Source organism: Nonomuraea sp. NPDC050202 (genome assembly GCF_040656115.1).
Classification (GTDB): domain Bacteria; phylum Actinomycetota; class Actinomycetes; order Streptosporangiales; family Streptosporangiaceae; genus Nonomuraea.
This window is the reverse complement of record NZ_JBFALF010000035.1, coordinates 25860-41732: the sequence shown is the minus strand read 5'-3', so window position 1 is coordinate 41732 and position 15873 is coordinate 25860. Positions and strand designations below refer to the sequence as shown.

Sequence of the window (15873 nt, the reverse complement as noted above, 5' to 3'; positions counted from 1 at the left end):
GAGGGATGCCGATCCCCCGCTCCAGGGATCGCCCGCGGCCCGCCGGTCGCTCCGGCCTGGGTGGCCAGCACCGCCGAGAACGTCCAGCACGGTCGGAGTACCACCAGCCGTAGGGGGTGGGCCGGGGTGATCGCCGGGCCCCGATCCGGACGCCCGTCCTGACCGCCTCGATCATGCGGTGATCCCTGCTCTCGCCCGTGCCAGGTTGACGCCGCTGGCGATGATCCCGATGTGGCTGAAAGCCTGCGGGAAGTTGCCCATGAAGGCGCCCGTGGCGGGGTCGATCTGTTCGGGCAGCAGCCCGACCGGGCTGGCCCGGGCGCACAGCGACGCGTACAGGTCCTCGGCCCGATCCAGGTGCCCCAGCAGGATCAGGTTGTCGACCAGCCAGAAGCTGCACAGCACGAAGGCGCCCTCGTCGCCTGACAGGCCGTCGGGTGAGTGATCGTGCAGGTAGCGGTAGAGCAGGCCGTCGCCGGCCGACAGGCGCTCGGCGATGGCGGCGGTGGTGGCCGCCATGCGCGGATGGCGGGCCGGGACGACCTTGCGCAGCGGCAGCGCCAGCAGGCTGGCGTCCAGGGAGCCGCCGCCGTCGAGGTGCTCGCTCAGGCACCGCGCGCCCTCGTCCCACGCCTGGTCCAGGATGAGCCGGCGCAGCTTCTCCGCGGCGGCCCGCCACGTCGCGATCGGCCCGGACATGCCGAGCCGCTCACCGATCGCCGCCGCCCGGTCCAGGGCCACCTGGCACATCCCGGCCGAGTAGGTGAAGACCCGGCCTTCGCTGCGTACCTCCCAGATGCCCTGGTCGGGCTGCTGCCAGGCGTACGCGGCGGACTCGGCCAGCTCCGCCAGGCCGGACCACAGGGCCGGCTGGAGCTCGCGGCCGGGGAGCAGCCACTGGTCGGCACAGTCCAGCACCTCGCCGTAGACGTCGTGCTGGCGCTGGTCGGCGGCGCCGTTGCCCCATCGCACCGGGGCCGAGCGCCGATAGCCCTCCAGATCGGCGTCGTGGATCTCCTCCGGTACGGGGCCACCGCCCAGGGTGTACATGATGCGCGGATGGCGGCTCTGCTCGAAGGCGTCGAGAACCCAGCCGAGGAAGGCGTCGGCCTCCTCCTCGAAGCCGACGCGGCGCAGCGCGAACACGGCGTAGGCGGCGTCGCGGATCCAGGTGTAGCGGTAGTCCCAGTTGCGCACCCCGCCGATCGGCGCCGGCAACGAGGACGTGGGCGCCGCGACCAGCGAGCCGTTGCCCCAGTCGTCGCACAGCTTCAGCGTGATCACCGAGCGCCGGACCAGCGCTTCCTCGGGGCCGCTGTAGCTGCACTTGCGCATCCAGCGCCGCCAGGCCTCGGCGGTCTGCCGCAACATCGCCTCGGGGTCGAACCGGTGGTGGCGGTGCACGCGTCCCCAGGACAGCACCAGGTCGAGCCGGTCGCCCTCCTGAAGGTCGTACGCGCTGCGCAGGCCGGCCAGCGGGCGGTTGGCACGCAGATGCAGCCGCAGGTCGGGCCGCCGGGAGGCGCCCACCTCCAGGCCGCTGTAGAGGAGCCGGGCCTGCGCGCCGCCGCGCGGCTCCAGCTCGGCCCGCAGGCGCGCGGTCCCGGAAAGGACGGTCGCGGACCGGACCAGCTCGGACCGGCCGCCGCCCGCGTCGTCGCTGAGGTCGGCGCCGGGGCGCAGCGCCAGCGCGTCGGTGATGCGGACCAGGCCGGCCGGGCCGCGCAGCTCGGTGACCAGCACCGCGGTGTCCGGCTCGTAGAACTGCCTGGCCTCGCGCAGGTCATCCACGGTCAGCGTGAAGTGGCCGCCGCGCTCGTGGTCCAGCAGGCCGCACAGGAGGGGGTCGCTGTCGAAGCGGGGCAGGCACAGCCACGGGATCGAGCCGTCGAGGCCGACGAGCGCCGCCGTCGTGCCGTCGCCGATGAGGCCCAGGTCCTCCAGCGGCAGGTAGCCCGCGTGCCGGCGGACCGGACGGAAGGGCGGATCGGGATCGAGCATGGCCGGCGTTCTCCGTCACTGTCACGGGAAGGTGATCAGCACCTTCACCATGTCCTCGAGCTTCTTGTCCGAGACCTCAAAGGCCCGCTCCATCTCCTCGAAGCGGAACGTGTGGGTGGTCAGGGGCGTGGGATCGAGCCGCTTTCCCTGCAGGACGCGCAGCAGCCGCTCCATGCGCAGCCGGCCGCCGGGGCACAGGCCGGTCGTGATCGTCTTGTCGGCCATCCCGACGCCCCACTCGATGCGGGGGATGCGCACGAACTCGCCTTCCCCGTAGTAACCGGTGTTGGACACCGTCCCGCCCGGCTTTGTGATCTTGATAGCGGTCTGGAAGGTGGCGTCCGCGCCGAGGGCTTCGATGGCGGTGTCCACGCCCTGCCCCTGGGTCAGGTCGAGGACGCGCTCCACGACGTCCTCCTTGGTGAAGTCGACGATCTCGTCGGCGCCGTACTCGCGGGCGAGCCGCTGCCGGCTGGACACCGATTCGACCCCGATGACCAGGCCGGCGCCGCGCAGCTTGGCGCCGGCGGTGGCCATGAGCCCCACCGGTCCCTGGGCGAGCACGGCCACCGTCCCGCCGATGGGGATGTTGCCGTTCTCCGCGCCCATGAAGCCGGTCGAGAGCATGTCGGCGCAGTAGACGGCCATCTCGTCGGGGACGCCGTCGGGGATCTTCGCCAGGTTGGCGTCGGCCTCGTTCACGTGGAAGTACTCGGCGAAGACCCCGTCCTTGGAGTTGGCGAACTTGAACCCGCCGAGCGGCCCGCCGGACTGCGACGGGTGGCCGTTCTGCGAGGCGAGGTCGCCCCAGTCGGGCGTGATGGCGCCCACCAGGACCCGGTCGCCCGGCCGGAAGGTTTTCACCTCGTCGCCCACCTCGTGCACCACGCCGACGCCCTCGTGGCCGAGCGTGAGGTTCTCCCGCGGTCCGATGCCGCCCTTGACGGTGTGGGAGTCGGAGGTGCAGATGAGGGCGGCGGTGGTCTTGACGACGGCGTCGAGCGGGCCTGGCCGAGGGACGGGCTTGTCCATGAACCCGACCTGGCCGATCTCCCTCATCACGAACGCTCGCATCGTGCCCCCCACTTTCGGCGCCCCCCGTAAACGCCGCGAACATGCCCAGGCCTACCCGGCTGACCTCGGCGTTTAACCTCCGCCCGGTCGCGGCGATCGGAGCCGGCCATGACGGCGTCGCGGACGGCGCTCTCGCCTGGTCATGCCTTCACTGCGTCACCTGACCCCACGTGAGGGTCGAGCCGTACGCGATCGCTGTCGCCGTCGGACAGGAACGACGCCAGCGCCCGCCCCTCCTCGGCCACGGCCTCGCGGTCGGCCCGGGAGAGGGGACGCAGCGGGACGACGGTCACGGCACCGTCCTCGACGGTCCAGGTCGCGCCGACCCGGCCGTCCACCAGGACCACGCGGGCACCGGCGACCGACAGGCCGCGGTGGGCGTCGTCGATGATCCTGCTGCGGTCGTGGTAGCCGAGTATCGCGTTGTCGAACGCCGGCAGGAACCGTACCGGGGCCGGGACGCCGGGGTCGGGGCGCGGCGCGTCGGGCAGGTCGAGCAGCATCCGGCCCCGCTCGTCCCGGAAGTCGACCAGCTCCTCGCGGACCGCGGCCACCGCGGCGGGCAGCCCGGCGAGACCGCACCAGGCCCGCAGGTCGGCCGCGGCGGCCGGGCCGAACGCGGCGAGATACCGCCGCACCAGCGCCTGCCCCACCGGATCGGAGCCGTCCGCGGACGGCGGGTCGATCTCCCGCCCCAGCCAGGAGGAGAGCGGGACGTTGCGCACCCCCGCCTTCCTCCGCCACATCCCGCGCGGCGGCAGCTGAGCCATCGGGATGAGCGCGGCGACCAGCATCTCGCCCAGCGCCCGCGGCCCCGGCTCCGGCCAGCGCGCGGCCACCGCCCGCGCGAGCTCGCTCATCGAGCGCGGCTCGCCGTCGGCCACCACCGCCCGGCCCGCCGCCGCGAGCTCGTCGAGGTCCACCCCGGCCAGCTCGCGCCGGTAGGTGCCGAGGACGCGCTGGCGCAGCATGGCGTCGTGGCGGGCCCGCCAAGCCAGGGCGTCGGCGGCGGTGAGCAGGTGCACGGTGCGCCGCATGAGGTGCGTACGCACCACACCGCGCCCGGCCAGCAGCTCCGAGAGCGCCGCCGGGTCGAAGGCGCGCAGCCGCGACCAGAGCCCGACGAACGGCTCCTGCGGCTCCTGCGCCTGCAGGCCGCACAGGTGCGCCACCGCGCCGGACACCGGCAGGTCCGCGCGGTCGAGCAGCAGTTGCCGGGCGAGCGTCGCGCGGTTCAGCGCCCGGGTGCTGAGCACGGTCATCGCCTCACGCCGCGGCACGCTCGCCGGACGGCCGCCTGCGCAGCGCCGCCTGGGTGATGGCCGGCGGGTCGTAGGAGACGTCGAGCGGCCCGATGTCGGCTCCTAGCGCCTTGCCGACGATCTCCTCGGCCTCGCCGCAGGAGTAGACGTCGGCGGTGTCGATGACGTTGATCCCGGCGTCGAGGGCCCGGTGGACGATGCGGACGCAGTTGTCGTGGCCGGGGTTGCCGACCCGGCCGAACATCATCGTGCCCAGGCAGTAGGGGCTCACCTGGATCCCGGTCCGCCCGAGGGGGCGCGTTCTCATCTGTGGTCGTTCCCTTCGGCAGGAGGAGGGGCGTGGTGCGGGCAGGTCCCGCACCACGCTGGAGGCTCAGGCGTTGTACTCGCTCACGACGTCCAGGACCCAGACGACCCCGAAGCGGTCGGTGAGCATCCCGTAGAGCGGGGCCCACTGCGCGGGCCCCAGCGGCTGGGCGACGGTCGCTCCGTCGGAGAGCTTCTCCCAGTACGCGGTGATCTCCTCCGGATCCTCGCCGCGGACGGAGACGAAGAACGCGTTCTCACCCCGGTCCCACGGCATCCCCGAGGGAACGTCGTAGGCCATCACGTGGAAGCCGTTCCCGGCGAGCACCTGGCCCCACGTCACCCGGTCCGCGTCGGCGGGGTCCTGCACGTTCCCGACGTCCTTGTAGGTGACGACGGCGACGTGCCCGCCGAACACGGACTGGTAGAACTCGAGCGCCGCGCGGGCGTCGCCCCTGAAGTTCAGATGAGTGGTGGTCGTGACAGACATATGTGGCTCCTGTTCATGGCGAAGGAGGTCGTTGCGAGAACCACGGTCGCAGGGGTAGCGGACAGGGTGTGGCCTCTACTCCGGGCAGAATGGGGAACATGCCGAAGACTTCAGCCCGGCTGCTGGCGCTGCTCTCGTTGCTCCAGACGCGCCGCGACTGGCCGGGGGCGCTGCTCGCCGACCGGCTGGACGTCAGCCCGCGCACCGTGCGCCGCGACGTCGACCGGCTGCGCGAGCTCGGCTACCCCATCGTCGCCTTCAAGGGGCCGGAGGGCGGGTACCGGCTGGACGCCGGCTCGGAGCTGCCGCCGTTGCTGTTCGACGACGAGCAGGCCGTCGCCCTGGCCATCGCGCTGCAGGTCGCCACCACCAGCGGCGCCGGCATCGAGGAGGCCGCGGCCCGCGCGCTGAGCACCGTCCGCCAGGTGATGCCCGCCCGGCTGCGCCACCGCATCGACACCCTGCGGGTCACCACCGTCGAGCGGCCCGCGCTCCGGCCCGGGCCGCAGGTGGGCAGCGGCGTGCTCGTGGCGCTCAGCGCCGCCGTCCACGCCCGCGAGGTGCTGCGCCTCGACTACGACGGCTCGCAGGAGGCCCCGCCGCGCCGGGTGGAGCCCCACCACCTCGTCACCTGGGGCGGGCGCTGGTACCTCGTCGCCTGGGACCTCGACCGCGAGGACTGGCGCACCTTCCGCGCCGACCGCATCGCCCCGCGCACCCCGACCGGGCCCCGCTTCACCCCGCGCGAGCTGCCAGGAGGCACGGTGGCCGCCTTCGTGGCCGGCAGGTTCCTCGGCTCCGACGGCTCCGGCGAGTGGCCCTGCCGCGGCGAGGTGATCCTCGCCCTGCCCGCCGCCGCCGTGTCCCCCTTCGTCCGCGACGGGGTGGTCGAGGAGCTCGGACCCGGCCGTTGCCGGCTCGTGCTGGGCTCGTGGTCGTGGACCGGCCTGGCCGCCACCGTCGGCAGGTTCGACGCCGACATCGAGGTCGTCGGCCCGCCCGAGCTCAGGGCCGCCTTCGCCCAGCTGGCCGGCCGCTACGCCGAGGCCGCGCGCCCGGCCCGCTGACCTCCGTGACGGGCACCCGGCCCGGCCTGGTCCAGACGCTGCTGCCGGCGCCGCCGGCCGCCCGGTGAGGGGGTTTATTCCGTTGCGCGCGGGATGCCGGACATGTGACTGTCCTGCTGACCGGTCATGACAGCGCAGGCGGGAGAGGGTGGGATGAGGTACGCGGGGCTCGCGCTCGCGTTCGGGGCCTCGTGGTGCTTCGCGTTCTCGGGGCCGATGGCGAAATACCTCGACGCCGCCGGGCTGACGCCGATCGAGGCCGTGTGGACGCGGATGGCGGGCGCCGGGCTGCTGCTGGTGGCGGTGCTGGCCGCGGTCAGGCCGCGGGCGTTGCGGATCCCCCGCTCCAGGGTGCCGTTCGTCGGGCTGTACGCGGTCGTGGCGGTGGCCGGGGTGCAGTCGCTGTACTTCGCCGCGATCACGCGGCTGCCGGTCGGGATCGCGTTGCTGCTGGTCTACCTGGCGCCGGTGATGGTGGTGGCCTGGGTGCGGCTCGTACGGAAGGTCCGGCTCGCCCGGGCCGCGTACGTCGGGGCCGTCGTCGCGGTCGCCGGGCTCGTGCTGGTCGTCGAGGCGTGGCAGGAGATCCGGCTGGACGTGCTGGGCCTGGCGCTGGGGATGCTGGCCGCGGCGTGCTCCGCCGGATATTTCCTGATGAACGATAGCTTCGGCGACGACCTGGACCCCCTCGGGCTCATCGCCTGGGGGATGGCGGGGGCGGTCGTGGTGCTGACCCCGTTCGCGCGGCCCTGGGACCTGCCGTGGGAGGCGTTCACGGTGTCCGTCACGCCTTCCGCGGACGGCCTGACGCTGCCTGTGGTGGTGGCGTACCTGTGGATGGTGGTGGTCGCGACCGTAGTGGCGTACATCCTGGGGGTGAGCGCCGTACGGCGGCTGTCGGCCGCCGTCGGCGTCACCGTGGCGTCGCTGGAGGTCATCGGCGGGGGGGTGGTGGCGTGGGGGCTGGTCGGGGAGACGCTCGGCGGGTTCCAGATCGTGGGCGGGCTGATCGTGCTGTCCGGCGCGCTCCTCGCCCAGACCGCCACCGGGTCCGGCGGGAAGGCCGGCCGCGAGCCGGCTCTCACACCGGTCTCCCCGGGAGGGCGTGCCGCCGGTCGGCCGTGATCTGCCCGCCCGGTCCCGCGCGACGACGTCCGCGCCGTGAGATCGCCGGCCGCCGCGAGAACGACGCCATGAACCGCTTCCCGGCTCGGTGGCCGCGCCCGACTTCGATCAGGGTTCGGTTCGGCCTTCCCTTCGCCGGGCGATGAGCGCCTCGATGCCGTCGAGGAGCAGGGTGAGGCCGAAGGCGAAGTCGTCGTCCTCGACCCAGTCGGGCGCGGCGCCGAACGCCCCGGACTCGAGCGCCGCCGCCAGCCCCGGATAGCCACGGCCGTCGACCAGCCGGGTGAGCAGCGCGGTGTACCCGGCCGGCCCTTCCGGCCCCGCCTCGTCGACCGTTCCCGTCATGGCGGTCTGGAGGGTGGCGGAGCTGACGGCGTAGGCGGACAGTGTGGAGGCGATGTTGACGGCCTCCACCCCGGCCAGGCCCGCACCGGCCAGCGAGGTCAGCGCCCGGTCCAGCCAGCGCAGGGTGCGCGGCCCGATGGGCGGGGTGAGGGGCGAGACCGCCAGCAGCCACGGGTGGCCGGCCAGGAAGTCGCGGTTGGCGCGGGTCCAGCGGGCCAGGTACTCGCGCCAGGTGAGCCGGCCCGGCTCCGGCGGGTCGGGAGCCGCCGCGTCCACCATCGCGGTGAGCAGGTCGTCCTTGCTGGGCACGTAGCCGTACAGCGACATCGTGGACACTCCCAGCCGGGCGGCCACGCTGCTCATCCGCACTCCGGCCAGCCCCTCGGCGTCCGCGAGCTCGATCGCGGCGTCGGTGATCCGCTCCAGGGTCAGCCCGGGGCGGGGGCCCCGGCGCGACGCCGACTCCAGGCCCCACATGCGTGCCACCACCGTGGGCAGCTCGTCCCCTGATCCCATGACTCCCCCTCGAAACTCCGTACGCTATACACTGTATCTCGTACGGAGTGCTGCGTCTTGGGGGAACGATGACGGGTCTCGCCAGCCTGGGGCTGACCGCCGAGCAGGAAAACCTCTACCGCCGTCTGCTGCGGAACCCCGGCACGGACCTCGACCCCAGCCTTCCCGCTCTCACCGAGTTACGGGCGCTGGGCCTGGTGGACGAGGCGCTGAACGCGGCCGCCCCCGCCGTCGCGGTCGATCTGCTGGTACGGCGGCGCATCGAGCACACCCAGCGCCGCCTGGCCGAGCTCAGCCTGGCGTGGGACGTGCTCACCGAACTGACCGAGGAGCACCGCAGCGGGCGGACGGTGCAGATGGTCGAGCACCTGCCGGACGGGCGGGCCGTCACCCTGCGCATGCGCATGCTGATGAACGACGATCCCGGCGAGTTCGCCCACTTGAAGGAACGGGCCTACTACCAGGAAACCGGCTACGCCCTCGCCCCCTTCAACCGCTTGCTGGCGCGCGGCCTGCGCAGCCGTACTCTCTTCTCCGCCCGCGCCCTGCGGGACCCCGAGCAGGGGCCCCACGCCCGCGTCCAGCACGCCCTGGGTGACCTGCACCGGGTCACCACCGAGCCGATCCGGCACCTGGCCGTCGTCAACCGCGCCGTCGCCTTCGTCCAGGCCGATCCCGCCGACCCGATGGCCGGCGCGCTGCAGATCCGCCAGCCCGGCATGGTCGCCATGCTCGCCGACGTCTTCGACGGCATGTGGGACCGCGCCCGCGACCTGGACGAGATGCCCCTGACCCCGATCGAGCAGCAGGTCCTGCACGCCCTGACCTGCCACGACACCGACGAGGCCGCGGCCCGCGCGCTGCACGTCTCGGTACGCAAGCTCCGCGCCCACGTCGCCGACCTGATGGCCCGCCTCGGCGCCGCCACCCGCTTCCAGGCCGCGCTCCTGGCCAAGGAGCGCGGCTGGCTGTGAGCCCCGGGTGCAGGTTCCTGCACCCGGTCGTGCAACCTCTCCGTCTCCCGCGCCGGCGGCGGCACGGACATGCTGGGCCGCATGGACCGACTCGATGTCATCGACACCTGCACCCGCATGGCCTGGCACGCCGACCAGCGGGAGTGGAGCAGGCTGGCCGAGGTGTTCGCCGATGAGGTGACCCTGGACTACACCAGCCTCAACGGAGGCGAGCCCGCCACCCTCGCCCCCGGCCAGATCGTGGCGGCGTGGAAGGACGCGCTCGGTGCCTTCCAGGCCACCCAGCACCTGCTCGGCAACCACCTGGTCACCCTCGACGGCGACAGCGCGGTGTGCACCGCCTCCTTCCAGGCCACCCACCGCAAGACCGACGACACCTTGTGGACGCTGGGCGGCACCTACCGCTTCGACCTGGTCAGAACCGCCGCCGGGTGGCGGATCGGCGGCGTGGTGATGACCGCGGTCTGGAGCGACGGCCGGCCATGAGATGGCCGATCGTCGCCGGGGTGGCGACGGCCGTTCTGGTCGTGGGCGGGGTGGTCGCGGTGACCACCAGCGGCTTCCCGAGCACGGCCGCCACCGGCACCGCGCCGCCCCCGTCCGCGCTCCCGCCCTCGCCGGCCCCGTTCTCGCCACCGCCCTCGCGGGCCGCCTCGCGGGGTCCCCTTGACCCCGCCGCCCAGCGTTACCTCGACGCGGTGGCGGCGAAGGACGCCGACGCGCTCGCCGCCGCCTTCGCCCCCGACGGCCTGGTCATCGACGTCGGGCGGGAGATCCGCGGCCGGGACGCCATCCGCCGCTGGGCCGCGGCCGAGGTCATCGGCGGCGTCTACACCCTGCTCGAGCACACGCCGCGCACGGGCGGCGTCACCCTGCTGGTGCGCTTCCAGCCCGGCGGCACGGGCGGCTTCCGCGCCGCCTACCACTTCGACATCTCCGACGGATTGATCACCATGGCCACCTTGGAGTACGCGTGAACGTGAGTTTCGACAGCGACGGCGCCACCCTCGCCGGCAACCTCTACCTGCCGGACGGCGTGGAACGGGCGCCCGGCGTGGTGGTCGCGGGCACCTGGACCAGCGTCAAGGAGCTGATGGCCGACCGTTACGCCCAGCGCCTGGCCGAACGCGGCTACGCCGCCCTGTCCTTCGACTTCGCCGGCTTCGGCGAGTCGGGCGGCGAGCCGCGGGACGTGGAGAACCCGGAGCGCAAGGTCCGCGACATCCACCACGCTCTCGGCTTCCTGGCCGCCCACCCGGCGGTGGACGGTGACCGGCTGGGAGCCCTCGGCATCTGCGCGGCGGCGATGTACATGTCCGGGAACGCCGCCCGCGACCCCCGGGTCAAGTCGCTGGCGCTGGTGGCGCCGTGGCTGCACGACGCCGCCATCTGCGAGGCCGCCTACGGGGGTGCGGAGGCGGTGGCCGAGAAGATCAAGATGGGGCGGGAGGCGAGGTCGCGGTATGACGAGACGGGCGAGGTCGACTACGTCCCGGTGGTGAGCGCCACCGATCCGGCGGCGGCCATGCCGTACGAGATCGACTTCTACCTCAACCCGGCCCGCGGCGGCATCCCCGCCTGGCCCAACCGCTTCGCCGTGATGGCCTGGCCCGACTGGCTCACCTACGACTCCATCGCCCTGGCCCCGCAAATCACGCAGCCCACGCTGCTCGTGCACAGCGAGGACGCCGCCATCCCCGACGGCGCGCGCCGCTTCCACGCCGGACTGGCCGGGCCCAAGGACATCTTCTGGACCCAGGGCACCCAGTTCGACTTCTACGACCAGGAACCACACGTGACCCTGGCAGTCGACACCGTGGCCGCGCACTTCGGCAGGACGCTGCGGTGATCCACGTCACCGCGGCCGCGCACCCGCTCGTCCGCGCGGCAGACCGGAGCCTGCCATCGGGGCCTACTTCGAGGTGTTCGTGGCGAGCTTGTCGAACTCGCGGTCCGGCAGCGTCCTGTTGAGCTCCAGCAGCCGGTCGGCCAGCCAGCCGACCGCGTAGCGCGTCTCGGGCTTGCCGGCCTCGACGGCCTGGCGGATGGCGGCGGCGACGACGCCCGGGTCGCTGCCCTGGGAGTCGTCGCCGAGCTGCGTCTCGGCGCGCCTGGCCATGGCCTCGGCCATCGCCCCGTACGCGGTCGTGCCGGAGATCTCCCGCAGCTCCTGCGCCGTACGGTCCTCGAACTCGGTCTTGATGATGCCCGGCTGGATGATCACGACGTCGATGCCGAACGGCTCGACCTCCATGCGCAGCGAGTCGGAGTAGGCCTCCAGGGCGTGCTTGGTCGCGTAGTACCAGCAGCCGAGCGGCAGCGCGATCTCGCCTCCGATGGAGGAGACGTTGACGATCGTGCCGGATCCCTGCTCGCGCATGTGCGGCAGGGCGAGCTGGATCAGCCGGGCCGGCGCGAAGACGTTGACCTCGAACTGGTCGCGTGCCAGGTCGAGGGGGATGTCCTCGGCCGCGCCGTGCAGGACGGTGCCGGCGTTGTTGATCAGGACGTCGATGCGGCCCTGCTCCTCGACCACGGTGGCGACGACCCGTTCCAGGTCTTCCGGGCGGCGCGCGTCCAGCTCCAGGACGTGGCCGCCCGCCTCGCGGATGTCGGCCATCTTGGGCACGCGCCGGGCGGCACCGTAGACGATGTGGCCCGCGCGGATGAGCTCGAGTGCGGTGGCCTTGCCGATGCCGGCGGAGGCACCTGTGACGAGAACGACCTTCTCCATGATGATCTCCTCTTCTTTCGAGGTAGACGCTAGGGTCGTGTTCCGTGGCAAGACAACTCGCAGAACTCGTGTGCGCAGGTGGCGGCCACTGGATTGGTGCAATGAGCTTGTAGCTGAGTGCAACAGCACCGCTCGCTGGCTCGTGCGAGGAGGGAACCCATGCCGGGAAGCCGGTTGACCGCCGAGGATCGCCGCCGGATCGCCGAGGGCCTGACCGCCGGCCTGACGTACGCGGAGATCGCCCGCCGGCTGGGGCGCTCCCGGTCCACCGTCACCCGCGAGATCGCCAGGAACGGCGGCCCGCACGGCTACCGGGCGGCCCGTGCGCAGCATGCGACGAGCTGGCGCGCCCGCCGCCGTAAGCGCGTCCCGCACGCCGGCGTCCCCCACACCGGCGCCCCGGGCACCGCGGAGAGCCGGGACACCCATACGGCCGGGGAGTTCGAGGAGCAGTTCGCCGCCATGATGATCGAGACCGGGATGTCGCCCATGACGGCCAGGGTGTTCGCCGCGCTGATCATCAGCGAGAGCGGCAGCCTGACCGCCGCGGAGCTGGTCCAGCGTCTCCAGGTCAGCCCGGCGACGATCTCCAACGCGATCAGGTGGCTGGAGGGCAGGCAGATGGTCGCCAGGGAACGCGAGGCGCGCCGGATGCGGTACTTCGTCGACGTCGATGTCTGGTACCGCACCTGGGCGGCCAGCGCGAGGGCGATGGCCGCCTGGGCCGACACCACCCGGCGCGGCGCCGAGCTCTTCGGCGCCGACACGCCCACCGGCGACCGGCTCCGCACCACCAGCCAGTTCTTCGAACTCCTCGGCCACGACATGGGTCAGGCGGCCGCACACTGGCGCCAGGCCCTCTCCCTGCGCCGCGGGGGGTGAGTCGCGGCATCGCGGCGCACGAGGTGCCGGTCACGGCCCGTGAGCCGAGTCACCTGACCGGGGCCCGGCGCCAGGCCGTCAGGGCTCGGAGGGAACCCAGCTGCGAGCGGCCTCGTGCAGGCGGATCAGCCGGTCCCAGTGTTCGGCGACGGTGGTGCGGCCGGGCCCGGTGAGACTGACGACGGTCCGGGGACGGCGCTCGGAGGTCTTCTCGATCTTGACGCGGTGGCGCTTCGGCGCCGCCCGTGCCACACTCACTGTTATAGAACTCTTCGCGGAGTTATAGAACGATTGGAGCATGGCATGCGAAACGTGTTGCCGTGGCGTGAGCCGGTCCCGCTGGACGGGACCATGGGCGAGCCCCGCGCGCGGGGCCGGTTCGGCGAGTACGGCGGACGGTACGCACCGGAGTCCCTGGTGGAGGCGTGCCGCGAGGTGGACGAGGCGTTCCGCGACGCCTGGGCGGATCCGGGATTCCGCGGCGCCCTGGCACGCCTGCTCGCCGTGCACGCCGGCCGGCCGACCCCGCTCACCCCGGCCCGGCGGCTGTCGGAGTCCCTGGGCGTGCAGCTGTACCTCAAGCGCGAGGATCTCACCCACACCGGCTCCCACAAGATCAACAACGTGCTGGGCCAGGCCCTGCTGGCCACCCGGATGGGACGGCGCAGGCTGATCGCCGAGACCGGAGCGGGCCAGCACGGGGTGGCCACCGCGACGGCCGCCGCGCTGCTCGGGCTGGAGGCCACGGTGTTCATGGGCGAGCGCGACATCGAGCGGCAGGCGCTGAACGTCTTCCGGATGCGCATGCTGGGCGCCGAGGTGGTCCCGGTGACCTCGGGCAGCCGTACCCTCAAGGACGCGACCAGCGAGGCCATGCGGCACTGGGTGGGCGCGACCGGTGACTCCCACTACTGCATCGGCTCGGTCGTCGGGCCGGATCCGTACCCGTGGATGGTCAGGGAGTTCCAGCGGGTCATCGGCGACGAGGCCCGCGCGCAGTGCGCCGCCGAGCTGCGGACCGGCGTGCCGGACCACGTGGTCGCGTGCGTCGGCGGCGGCTCCAACGCGGCCGGCACCTTCGCCGGGTTCGCCGACACCCCCGCGCGCCTGGTCGGGGTCGAGGCGGAGGGCGGCGCCGGGGCGGCCCGCGGCCGGCTCGGCGTCCTGCACGGCTGCCGCTCGCTGTTCCTGCAGGACGACGACGGGCAGATCACCGAGGCGCACTCCATCGCCGCCGGGCTCGACTACCCCGGAGTCGGCCCGGAGCACGCCCACCTGCGCGACCTGGGCCGGGCCCGCTACGTCACGGTGACCGACGACGAGGCGGTCGCCGCGGCCGTACGGCTGGCCCGCACCGAAGGCATCGTCCCGGCACTCGAATCGGCGCACGCCCTCGCCTGGGTGATCCGCGCGGCGGGCGACGGCGACCTGCCCGCGGGAACGACGGTGCTGATGACGTTGTCCGGACGGGGCGACAAGGACGTCTCGACCTACAAGGAGCTGCTGTGACGAACCCGACCCTGGCCGCGGGCGCGGTCGAACGCCACCTTCGTGCCCGCCGGGACACCGGCCGCGGCCTGCTCATGCCGTACGTCACCGGGGGGATCACGCCCGGCTGGACGGACTACCTGCGGGCGTTCGCCGCCGCCGGGGCGGACGCGATCGAGATCGGCCTGCCCTTCTCCGACCCCACGCTGGACGGCCTCACCATCCAGCAGGCCAGCCAGGCGGCACTGGCCAGGGGCGCGAGCACCCGCCGGATCCTCGCCGACCTGTCCGGCCTGCCGGACCTGGGCATCCCGCTGGTCGCCAGCACCTACTACAACCTGGTGCTGCACGACGGCCCCGAGGCGTTCTGCACCGCGCTGCGCCGGGCCGGCGTCGACGGCCTGATCGTGCCCGACCTGCCGGTGCACGAGGCGGACGAGCTGACAGACGTGGCCGCCGCCGCCGGGATCGAGCCCGCCCTGCTGGCCTCGCCGGCGACGCCGCAGCCGAGGCTGGCGGAGATCGCGGAACGCAGCCGCGGATTCGTCTACGCGGTGTCGGTGATGGGCACCACCGGCGAGCGGACCGCCCTCGCCGCCTCGGCGGCGGAGCTCACCGAGCGGATCAGGCGCGTCACCGACCGGCCGATCTTGCTAGGATTTGGCATTTCCACCCCGGACCAGGCACGCGAAGCCCGCCGGCACGCCGACGGCGTGGTGGTAGGCGCCGCGGTCATGCGGCGGGTGCTCGACGGGGCCGGGCCGGACGACCTGCGGGTCTTCCTCGCAACCCTGCGGCAAGCCCTCGACCAGGAGTGTGACCGACCACGATGACCACCGACGCCGGGCACGAGGCGAGATACCGCGCCATCGCCGCCGACCTCGCCGCGAAGATCCGGTCGGGACACTACGCCCCCGGTGAGGCCCTGCCGCCGCAACGGGAGCTGAGCGCCTCCTACGGGGTGACTCTCATGACGCTGCGCCAGGCGTTGCGGGAGCTCAGCGACGAGAGGCTGATCGTGCAGCAGCCCGGCAGGGGCACGTTCGTCGCCCCGCCCCACCTGGCGTACCAGCTCGACTCGCTCCGCAGCCTGGTCGACGACCTGCGTAAGCAGGGCCACGACGTGCGCACCGCGGTGGCCGGGCGGGCGGTGCGCCGGGCCCCCGCCGGGATCGCCGCGCAGCTGCGGCTGCGTCCCGGCGACACCGCCCTGCGGCTGGAGCGGGTCCGTGAGTTCGCCGGGCGTCCCGCCGTGCACCAGGTGTCCTGGGTCCGGCGGCCGGTGGCCGATCAGATCCGCGACCGTGACTTCACCGCCGTCTCCCTCTACACGGCCCTCGCCGACGCGGGAGTGACGGTCGCCCGGGCGTCCGAGGTGGTCCGGCCCGGTCTGCTGGACGCCGCCGCCGCCCGCCACCTCCGTGAGCCGCAGGGCAGCCCGGTGCTCGTCAGCACCCGGATCACCTACACGCTCGACGCCACGCCCGTGGTGGCCGACCACGCCACCATCCTCGGCAGCATGATGGAGATCCGCACCGAACGCGCCGCCACCGGCCTCTCCCTCACCTGGGGCGCCACGAGCTGAGAACGTGCCCGCGAGATCCCCCAG

General features: G+C 73.2%; 18 protein-coding genes. 10 read left to right on the top strand and 8 right to left on the bottom strand.

The window, feature by feature from the left end:
* Positions 1–171: 171 nt before the first annotated feature.
* The 5 genes from AB0I79_RS49670 to AB0I79_RS49650 all read right to left on the bottom strand — a co-directional run bounded on the left by AB0I79_RS49670 (position 172) and on the right by AB0I79_RS49650 (position 5133).
* Complete coding sequence (locus tag AB0I79_RS49670; protein WP_357889596.1) at positions 172–2001, bottom strand: glycoside hydrolase family 15 protein; 1830 nt, start codon at positions 1999–2001, stop codon at positions 172–174.
* Positions 2002–2022: 21 nt separating this feature from the next.
* Positions 2023–3075 carry an NAD(P)-dependent alcohol dehydrogenase gene (locus AB0I79_RS49665; protein WP_357889593.1) on the bottom strand — a complete coding sequence of 351 codons (1053 nt, stop codon included), beginning with the start codon at positions 3073–3075 and terminating at the stop codon, positions 2023–2025.
* Positions 3076–3215: 140 nt separating this feature from the next.
* The gene (locus AB0I79_RS49660) at positions 3216–4337 is read right to left on the bottom strand and encodes a winged helix DNA-binding domain-containing protein (RefSeq protein WP_357889590.1); all 1122 of its coding nucleotides are present in this window, start codon (positions 4335–4337) and stop codon (positions 3216–3218) included.
* 4 nt (positions 4338–4341) lie between these two features.
* Positions 4342–4644, bottom strand: coding sequence for an aldo/keto reductase (locus AB0I79_RS49655; RefSeq protein ID WP_357889587.1), 303 nt, complete (start codon positions 4642–4644; stop codon positions 4342–4344).
* 66 nt (positions 4645–4710) lie between these two features.
* Positions 4711–5133: a VOC family protein gene (locus AB0I79_RS49650; RefSeq protein WP_357889584.1), complete on the bottom strand. Its 423-nt coding sequence runs from the start codon at positions 5131–5133 to the stop codon at positions 4711–4713.
* A 98-nt stretch (positions 5134–5231) separates the two neighbouring features.
* Between AB0I79_RS49650 and AB0I79_RS49645 the strand changes: the two genes are divergently transcribed.
* A complete protein-coding gene (locus AB0I79_RS49645; protein ID WP_357889581.1) occupies positions 5232–6200 on the top strand; it encodes a WYL domain-containing protein in 969 nt (322 codons plus the stop codon).
* A gap of 153 nt (positions 6201–6353) precedes the next feature.
* The gene (locus AB0I79_RS49640; RefSeq protein ID WP_357889578.1) at positions 6354–7325 is read left to right on the top strand and encodes an EamA family transporter; all 972 of its coding nucleotides are present in this window, start codon (positions 6354–6356) and stop codon (positions 7323–7325) included.
* Between the two features lie 108 nt (positions 7326–7433).
* Here the strand turns inward: AB0I79_RS49640 and AB0I79_RS49635 are convergent, their stop codons facing one another.
* Positions 7434–8186, bottom strand: coding sequence for a TetR/AcrR family transcriptional regulator (locus AB0I79_RS49635; protein WP_357889575.1), 753 nt, complete (start codon positions 8184–8186; stop codon positions 7434–7436).
* 68 nt (positions 8187–8254) lie between these two features.
* On the opposite strand from AB0I79_RS49635, the gene AB0I79_RS49630 reads away from it, so the two are divergent.
* The 4 genes from AB0I79_RS49630 (at position 8255) to AB0I79_RS49615 (ending at position 11009) form a co-directional block, all read left to right on the top strand.
* Positions 8255–9160 carry a hypothetical protein gene (locus tag AB0I79_RS49630; protein WP_357889572.1) on the top strand — a complete coding sequence of 302 codons (906 nt, stop codon included), beginning with the start codon at positions 8255–8257 and terminating at the stop codon, positions 9158–9160.
* Between the two features lie 81 nt (positions 9161–9241).
* Complete coding sequence (locus tag AB0I79_RS49625; RefSeq protein WP_357889569.1) at positions 9242–9646, top strand: nuclear transport factor 2 family protein; 405 nt, start codon at positions 9242–9244, stop codon at positions 9644–9646.
* A complete protein-coding gene (locus AB0I79_RS49620) occupies positions 9643–10137 on the top strand; it encodes a nuclear transport factor 2 family protein (protein ID WP_357889566.1) in 495 nt (164 codons plus the stop codon). Before AB0I79_RS49625 ends, AB0I79_RS49620 begins: the two co-directional genes overlap by 4 nt.
* Entirely contained in the window at positions 10134–11009 is an 876-nt protein-coding gene (locus AB0I79_RS49615; protein ID WP_357889563.1) for an alpha/beta fold hydrolase, read from the top strand. The genes AB0I79_RS49620 and AB0I79_RS49615 overlap by 4 nt, the downstream gene beginning before the upstream one ends.
* A gap of 63 nt (positions 11010–11072) precedes the next feature.
* On the opposite strand, the gene AB0I79_RS49610 is transcribed toward AB0I79_RS49615, so the two are convergent.
* The gene (locus AB0I79_RS49610; protein WP_357889560.1) at positions 11073–11894 is read right to left on the bottom strand and encodes an oxidoreductase; all 822 of its coding nucleotides are present in this window, start codon (positions 11892–11894) and stop codon (positions 11073–11075) included.
* A gap of 159 nt (positions 11895–12053) precedes the next feature.
* Between AB0I79_RS49610 and AB0I79_RS49605 the strand changes: the two genes are divergently transcribed.
* A complete protein-coding gene (locus tag AB0I79_RS49605; protein WP_357889557.1) occupies positions 12054–12776 on the top strand; it encodes a helix-turn-helix domain-containing protein in 723 nt (240 codons plus the stop codon).
* Between the two features lie 78 nt (positions 12777–12854).
* Here AB0I79_RS49605 and AB0I79_RS49600 read toward each other — a convergent pair whose 3' ends face one another.
* Positions 12855–13028, bottom strand: a complete 174-nt coding sequence (locus AB0I79_RS49600) for a hypothetical protein (protein ID WP_357889554.1) — start codon at positions 13026–13028, stop codon at positions 12855–12857.
* A 51-nt stretch (positions 13029–13079) separates the two neighbouring features.
* Here AB0I79_RS49600 and trpB point away from each other — a divergent pair, with 51 nt between their 5' ends.
* Genes trpB through AB0I79_RS49585 form a run of 3 tightly spaced genes read left to right on the top strand, consistent with a single transcriptional unit; the run spans position 13080 to position 15849 of the window.
* Positions 13080–14285 carry a tryptophan synthase subunit beta gene (trpB, locus tag AB0I79_RS49595; RefSeq protein WP_357889551.1) on the top strand — a complete coding sequence of 402 codons (1206 nt, stop codon included), beginning with the start codon at positions 13080–13082 and terminating at the stop codon, positions 14283–14285.
* The gene (gene trpA, locus AB0I79_RS49590; RefSeq protein ID WP_357889548.1) at positions 14282–15097 is read left to right on the top strand and encodes a tryptophan synthase subunit alpha; all 816 of its coding nucleotides are present in this window, start codon (positions 14282–14284) and stop codon (positions 15095–15097) included. Before trpB ends, trpA begins: the two co-directional genes overlap by 4 nt.
* Positions 15094–15849: a GntR family transcriptional regulator gene (locus AB0I79_RS49585; protein ID WP_357889545.1), complete on the top strand. Its 756-nt coding sequence runs from the start codon at positions 15094–15096 to the stop codon at positions 15847–15849. Before trpA ends, AB0I79_RS49585 begins: the two co-directional genes overlap by 4 nt.
* The last annotated feature ends 24 nt before the right edge of the window (positions 15850–15873 follow it).